Here is a 7,311-nt window from a genome sequence, read left to right as displayed (position 1 = left end):
TGGCAACCCGCCCCTAAGACGCATCGCAAAGACCAAAACAAAACCCCGCGATCTGATGATGCGGGGTTTTTGATTATTTGCGGCGAATGCCGATCTTGCGACCAACCCCGGACGGGATGGGTAAATTGGCGTGCGCGTCCTTGATCTTGTTCAGCGTTTCCATGATGTCATCGGGGAACGGGGCCGAACGCCGTTCCTTCATGTTGATATGCATGGTGATGATTTCATTGGTCGCGGCCAGCCAGCCTTCAGTGCCATGGCGCATTTCATGATACATGTGAATGCGTTTCTGATCGCAGTCCAGAACACGGGTATGGATCACGTATGGATCATCCTGATGAATTTCGCAATCATAGGTCACATGCATTTCAAGCCCGAAGGTAGATCCGCCGCGCCGTTCGGGATAGGTGTACCCCATCCCCACCGCATCGAGAAACGCCATCGATCCCAGATCAAACGCGACCACGTAATAGCCGACATTCATATGGCCGTTGAAATCAATCCATTCGGGTTTGATATGCCCGCGAAAGGCTTCAAGCGGCTCTGACGCAAACAGATCGGTGCTGATCATTTTTCAACGGCCTTTACCACCGCGACCGCCGCGACGAAATCTTCAAGCGAATGACCAACCGATTTGAACACCGTGCATTCGCTATCCGTCTCGCGGCCCTTGACCTGCCCGCGGGTCAGGCCGAACAGATCGCCGATGATGTCGGATTTGGTAATCGCCCCGCTGTCGATGGCCTGAACGACATCGCCGCCTTCGGCACTGGCCCCCTCAAAACTATCGACATAAATGCGGCACTTCTGCATGACCGCGTCATCGGTTTCACGCATGGTCGGCTTGAACGCGCCGACCAGATCAACGTGCGTTCCTTCACGCAGCCACTCCCCATGCACCAGCGGCGCAGTCGAAAGGGTGGCGCATGAAATCAGATCGGCCGTCTTGCACGCCGCTTCGAGGTCATCGGTGCCCTTGGCATTAAAGCCGAGCTCGGCAATCTCGGTCGCGAGTTTTGCCGCCTTGTCGGGATTGCGGTTCCAAATGGTGACATTCTTGATCGGGCGGACCGATGCATGGGCCTTGATCAATTGTGGGGCCATCGCCCCGGACCCGACCATGACCATGTCGCTGGTATCCTTGCGCGCCAGATAGTCACATGCCAATGCGGATGCGGCAGCGGTGCGGCGCGTGGTCAGTTTGGTGCCATCAATAACCGCGGATGGCTGGCCGGTAACGGCATCGAGCAAAACATAGGTGCCAGAAACAGCCGGAAGATTGCGCGCCGAATTGCCTGGCACGACGGCGGCGATTTTCACACCGGCTGCACCATCCTTTTGCCAGGCTGGCATGATCAGGAAGGTTGCATCATCCTCGTTACTGCGTTCCATGTTGAAATGGCTGCGCAGCGGTGCTTCGCAGCCTTGTTTAAACCCGTCACGAAGGGCTTCGACCAGATCACGGGGCGAGACGAATTTTTCGATATCTTCGGCAGTAATGAAACGCATGGGCCTTCCTGTATAAGCATTTTTGTTTTCAGTGCGGTAGCGGTCATATTTTATACCACGTCACAGCCCGCACGTCACAGGAAGACCAGCAGTTTTTTATGCTGTTTTGAAGGAATTTCAGCGCGATTTACGGCAACAAAAACCGTTTGAGCGTGCCAAACAGGGATCCGGTGCCAAGGAACACTTCTTCAAGCACGGTAAAGTGGTTGGCACCCCATGCCTTATAGACCGAAACCTTAAGCCCGGCACTGCCGCAATAGGCACCATAGGCATCACTTTGGCGGACAAATTCCGGGCTTTCATTGCCGCCGACGACCACCATCAGACGCGCATCAAGCGGCACGCCATCGAGCATCGGCGAATTGTCGGCAGCTGACGCTTCGTCAAGGCGGACATCGTCATTGATCGTCGTGTGCCGGATCGGTTCAAGATCAAAAACACCGGAAATCGGCACAATGGCCTCAAACGGCATCGCATCGCCAAGCGTTTCGGCCCAATCATGCGTAGCAAGGCGGGCCACGATCTGCCCACCTGCAGAATGGCCCGAAATCGAAATCCGGTCGCGGTCGCCGTTAAATTCTTCGATATGCTGATAGATATAAGCAATCGCGCGCACGGCTTCTTCGGTGATGTCGGCCACGGTTACATCCGGGCACAGATCATAATTCGGGCAGATGACCGTAAACCCGGCGGCCACCAGATCACGCGCGACAAAGGCGTAATCCTTTTTGTCCTGACTGCGCCAATAACCACCATGGAAAAACACATGCACCGGTGCGCCCGGATCGGATGCCATGAAGATATCCATGGTTTCCTTGGGCCCGTCGCCGTAGCGCACATCAATCTTGCCACCAAGCTGGGCACGGGTTTCATCGGACAGTTTCACGAACCGTTCAAAATGGGTCATGAAGTCCGGCACGGTTTCGCGCGGATTATATTGCCATTCAAGCTCTGCTGCTGTGAAACCGCCCCAAGCCATCGGAACCTCATTATTATCGGTGAAAACGATCTCGCCCGGTTCAATCTTTCTTTAATTTCGGATTGTTTGCAAACACTTCGCAAAATAGATGGTGCTTTTAACCGAACTCACCAACGCGTACTGATCGCTCCCGCAAAAAAAAGAGCCATGACCGGGCGTTAAACCCAATCATGGCCCCAATCCTTGACCAGTCCCTTGCAGGGAGACTTTTAACGGCTCGAATGTGTGGCTTTTGAACCGCTTGCGACTGGCACAAGGTAAACTTTCTAACCGGCCTTTTTTTCGAACGGATCTTCGACAATCGGCCACAGGGCGCGGGTCAAATGGCGATATCCGTTCGTTTTCGGGTCGGACGGGTATGGTCCGTGCACATCGACATAAATGATCTCGCCCGCGATCTTGGCAAACGAGTCATAAAAATGGTTCGTCGATTTGATGAACAGGTATTTCTTCGAGACCGGATCGATACCCATGTTGGAAAACAGGCTGGGATCAAAGCTTTGCGACCGGTTGGTATTGAGGATCACCTCCCCCCCGTCGGGCAGGATGATCACGGCGCAATCACCAAGTGGAACGATGCTTTCGCCGAAATATTGCCAGGCATCGCGTTTCAAGGTTTTGACCCGCACCTCGGCATCAATCGGTGCACCGGCATGGGCACCGGTTTTTCCGCCAAACCGCAGCGGTAAAACCGCCCCCTCGCCCGCAGAAAAACAGGTCCGTACCGCCATCGGATCCCACAGGGTGCCGAAGGCATAATCGTTAAGTCCGCGTTCGATCACGGCCCGCAGCAAAATGGTGCTATCGCCCGGAACACCGCCGCCCGGATTATCCCAGACATCGGTCAAAACAATCGGCTTGGCATCGGATGCCAGCGCCTGATCAAGGGCATCTTCGGGTTTGGCAAAATCAGGCCGGGTGGCCCCACGGAAACCAAACAACTCAACCCCCAGGTTTCGTGCTATCTGCCTGGCTTCCGCAGGGTTATCGTTGGTGGTGACAATCACCTTGGCCCCAAGATCGGGCACGTCACCGGCCATAAATCCGTGAATGAAGGATACTGACAGGATATTGCCTGTTCCTTCCATTGCCTTTGCCCGGTCAATGAATGATCGCATCGGTTCGCGCGAGGTCGGCAGTACCTCGATCATATGGCAGTCAAAAACTTCCTTGGTCGGTTTGATTTCGCCGCGCAATGTGCGCAAGACAAGATCAACCACAGCCCGCCCGGTTTCGACAAAATCGGTATGCGGGAATTCCTTGAACGCGACAATAATGTCAGCATTATCAATGCGTTTCTCAGTCAAATGACTGTGCGGATCGAAGCTTGTGCCGATCACGACATCAGGGCCCACCAGTGCGCGAATGCGCGCAATCAGATCACCTTCGCAATCAAGGTAATCCTGGGCCACCATTGCCCCGTGCAGACCAAGGATCACGCCATCGACCGGCATGGCCGCACGCAATTGGCCAAGCACCTCGTCGCGCAACTGCTCATAGGTTTGACGGTTGACCAACCCGCCCGGTTCCGCCCAGGTGGCGGTGCCTTCGATCAGATCCCAGCCTTCCTTGGCGGCACGCAGGCGGCCTTCGGTAAAGACGGCACTGCACAGTGTCGGGGTAACCGGATGCTGGCCCGGCGGGGCATAAAAGCTTTCCTGAAAATCGGAAAAATCAGTGCGCAAAGGTGAAAATGTATTGGTCTCGGTTGCAATCGAGGCGCAAAAAATCCGCATGGCCCGTGCCTTTGTTATTGGTCTTTTGATATCAGCTAAAGAATTCCGAAGGGGCGAGAACCCCGCCCCTTCGGCAATTGGAATGGCTTATTCCATGTAGCGGTTGGCGTTGGCCTTCTCGACTTCTTCCTTGAACAGGTTCAGAAGTTTGACACCTTCATCGCCGAGGCTTTCCTGAACGTGTTTGACCACGACCGGCTGGGTTGCCTCTTTGAACTTTTCACGGTCTTCAGCCGACAGCGCGGTGATTTCCATTTTGTCCTTAAGACCGGCAAGACCACGATCAGATGCCTCGATCACACGCGACACACCACGGCTTGCAACAACGCAAGACTGTGCAGCGTAACGAATGATTTTCTGCTGATCGGCGGTCAGGTCATCCCAGAATGCCTTCGACAGCATCATGGTGTAAGGCGAGAACAGGTGGTTGGTCAGGGTCAAATACCCCTGAACTTCATTGAACTTGGCAAAGGTCACGGTCGGAACCGGGTTCATCTGACCATCGATCACACCGGTCTGAAGACCGGCATAAACTTCTCCCCAGGCCATCGGATATGCTTCGGCACCAAGGGCCTGCATGATTTTTTGATGGGACGGCAGCGACATGGTACGAATGCGGATACCCTTGAAATCTTCAAGCGTTGCAATCGAATGCTGCGAGTTGGTCACAGCAAAGAACCCGCCGGTATCCGGGAAGCCAAGAACCTTCACATCACCCAGTTCGCCTTCGATGTCGCTTGCAAGGGTTTCGCCAAACGGACCATCGAACACATCATAGGTCGATGCGTTGCTATCAAACGCAAAGGCAAGGTTCAGAACGTCGATGCGCGGATAGTAAGACGCCAGCGCACCGGTCGAGGTCAGCGTGCCCTGGATCAGGCCATCACGGACCATCTGAACATGTTCGGCAGCCGAACCAAGCTGGTTTGACGGATAAACTTCGACTTCGATCTCACCGTTGGTATCGGCTTCGACGATGTTGGCGAAAACGGCCGTGCAGGCATGTGCCGGGTTTTCAAACGGGTCGGTCTTGTTGTCGTGCGCGAATTTAAGAACCTTCGGCTCGGCGAATGCCATCGAGGTGCTGCCCATCAGCATCGCGGTTGCAAGGGCGGCTGCGCCCAAACGCTTTACGGTTTTCATTTCTACCTCTCCTTGATTTAACGACTTTATGTGTCCGGCGTTATTGTGGTGTGCGCCCCGGCCCGGACCTGACCGGGGCTATATTCATCCCGATGACCTACCGGAAGCCCAGCAATCGCGGTATCACGAGGGCAAGGTCCGACCAGAAGGCAAACAGGAACAGCACGCCCAGCTCGGCCAAAAGGAATGGCCAAAGTTGTGCGGCAATCTTTTCAAGCTTTTCACCAGTGACCGATGACAGGACGAACAGACAGGCCCCGACAGGCGGCGTCATCAGCGAGATGTTGAGTGCCAGGATGAAGATGATCCCGGCATGGATCGGGTCCATGCCGATCTGAACGGTCAGCGGCACCAGAACCGGGGCCAGAATGATCAGGATGGCGTTGATATCCATCACCATGCCGATCATCAAAAGCAGACCGACAATCATGAAAATCACGATGTAGGGATTTTCTGAAACGCCCAGAACCATGCTGGCGACTTCTTGCGGGATGCGGTTGAAGCTCAGCCACCAGCCAAGGATCGACGCAAAGGCGATAATGACAAAGATCACCCCGGTCACACGTGCCGTGCGTACCAGCATCTTGAAGAAATCAGCAAAACTAAGCGCGCGGTAAACAAACACACCAATGAACAGGGCGTAGGCCACGGCGACCGATGCGGCCTCGGTCGGGGTGACGATCCCGCCAAGGATACCGCCCAGAATGATCAATGGCATGATCAGTGCCGTGATCGATGATTTGAAAATCTTCCAGACTTCCAAAAGCGACGCGCGGCGTTCATTTTTCGGCAGGTTCTTGGATCGTGCAGTCACCGCAATCACCGTCATGCAGATCAGACAGATCATAAGTCCCGGCAGGATACCCGCGGCAAACAGCCCCCCGATTGAAACGCCCATCAGCGATCCATAAACAACCATCAAACCCGATGGCGGAATGGTCGGGCCAATGATCGATCCGGCGGCAGTCACCGCACAGGCATAATCGCGGCGATATCCGCGTTCGACCATGGCAGGCACGAGTGTCTTGCCAAAGGCCGCAGCATCGGCGGTTGCGGCCCCGGTAAGACCGGCAAAGAAGACCGACGCCAGCATGTTGGTGTGGGCCAGCCCGCCGCGCATATGTCCGACGAGTGCCTGGGCGAACTTCACCAACCGGCTGGTAATGCCGATATGGTTCATGATTTCGCCGGCCAGAATAAAGAACGGCATGGCAAGGAACGGGAAGACATTCAGCCCGTTAAAGACCTTGCTTGGACCCTGGGACAAAAACATCCCCCCGCCCATGTCAAACAGGCCAACAACGCCTGCCACACCCAGGGCAAAGCCAATCGGCATGCCCAGAACCATCAGAACGACAAAGATAATGGCGACGATCATTCTGCGCCCTCCGCAAGATCAACCGGGACAAAACGGCCCTGATCACGCAAGGCAACGAGGAGGAGCTGAATGGCGGCAAGCAGTGCCGAAACCGGCACAGCGGCATAAGGCAGTGCCAGTGACATGCCGAAAATCATCGCCTGACGGCGCATGCCGCCTTGGGCAAAATCAAATCCATAAATCGCAAGGTAAAGGAAGGCTGCGAGCGCAATCAGATCCACCAGAAACAGGATTGTGCGCTGGATCGGCATCGGCAGACTTAAAACAAACATGCCAATCCCGATATGTTCGCGCCGCGCAATCCCGGCCGAGATCGCCAGAAGTGCTGCCCAGATCATCAGATAGCGCGCCAGTTCTTCCGGCCATGGCAGTTGCCAATGAAATAAGTATCGGTCAACGACACCCAGCCAGACGTCCAGAACAAGAACAAGCATCAGAACCGCTATGATGCGTTCAACCACCCAATTCAGGCACCGGCTTGCGGTTGCAGCTGTGGTTTCAATACGGCGTAAAGCCATCTCCGCCAAACTCTCCACTGATCAAATGTTATGTAATTTTTCTACATA

The 7,311-nt window shown here is 54.9% G+C and carries 7 protein-coding genes; all 7 read right to left on the bottom strand.

All coding sequences use genetic code 11. The annotated features are described in order from the left end of the window. Window positions 1-73 precede the first annotated feature (73 nt). The 7 genes from B3Z49_RS09360 to B3Z49_RS09330 all read right to left on the bottom strand — a co-directional run bounded on the left by B3Z49_RS09360 (window position 74) and on the right by B3Z49_RS09330 (window position 7,263). A complete protein-coding gene (locus B3Z49_RS09360) occupies window positions 74-571 on the bottom strand; it encodes a thioesterase family protein (RefSeq protein WP_296990298.1) in 498 nt (165 codons plus the stop codon). Next, a complete protein-coding gene (locus B3Z49_RS09355; protein WP_296990296.1) occupies window positions 568-1,509 on the bottom strand; it encodes an ornithine cyclodeaminase family protein in 942 nt (313 codons plus the stop codon). Before B3Z49_RS09355 ends, B3Z49_RS09360 begins: the two co-directional genes overlap by 4 nt. Before the next feature lie 127 nt (window positions 1,510-1,636). Next, window positions 1,637-2,488 (bottom strand): alpha/beta hydrolase, encoded by an 852-nt coding sequence (locus B3Z49_RS09350; RefSeq protein ID WP_008891877.1) that lies wholly within the window; start codon window positions 2,486-2,488, stop codon window positions 1,637-1,639. 266 nt (window positions 2,489-2,754) lie between these two features. After that, window positions 2,755-4,224, bottom strand: coding sequence for a M81 family metallopeptidase (locus tag B3Z49_RS09345; protein ID WP_296990293.1), 1,470 nt, complete (start codon window positions 4,222-4,224; stop codon window positions 2,755-2,757). A gap of 87 nt (window positions 4,225-4,311) precedes the next feature. Continuing rightward, complete coding sequence (locus B3Z49_RS09340) at window positions 4,312-5,367, bottom strand: DctP family TRAP transporter solute-binding subunit (RefSeq protein WP_063086912.1); 1,056 nt, start codon at window positions 5,365-5,367, stop codon at window positions 4,312-4,314. A 97-nt stretch (window positions 5,368-5,464) separates the two neighbouring features. Next, window positions 5,465-6,745 (bottom strand): TRAP transporter large permease, encoded by a 1,281-nt coding sequence (locus B3Z49_RS09335; RefSeq protein ID WP_064790479.1) that lies wholly within the window; start codon window positions 6,743-6,745, stop codon window positions 5,465-5,467. Continuing rightward, the gene (locus tag B3Z49_RS09330; protein WP_008891881.1) at window positions 6,742-7,263 is read right to left on the bottom strand and encodes a TRAP transporter small permease; all 522 of its coding nucleotides are present in this window, start codon (window positions 7,261-7,263) and stop codon (window positions 6,742-6,744) included. The genes B3Z49_RS09335 and B3Z49_RS09330 overlap by 4 nt, the downstream gene beginning before the upstream one ends. Between the last annotated feature and the right edge of the window lie 48 nt (window positions 7,264-7,311).

Origin of the sequence: Thalassospira sp. UBA1131 (assembly GCF_002311515.1) — a bacterium.
GTDB lineage: Bacteria > Pseudomonadota > Alphaproteobacteria > Rhodospirillales > Thalassospiraceae > Thalassospira.
This window is presented reverse-complemented; position numbering and strand designations above follow the sequence as displayed.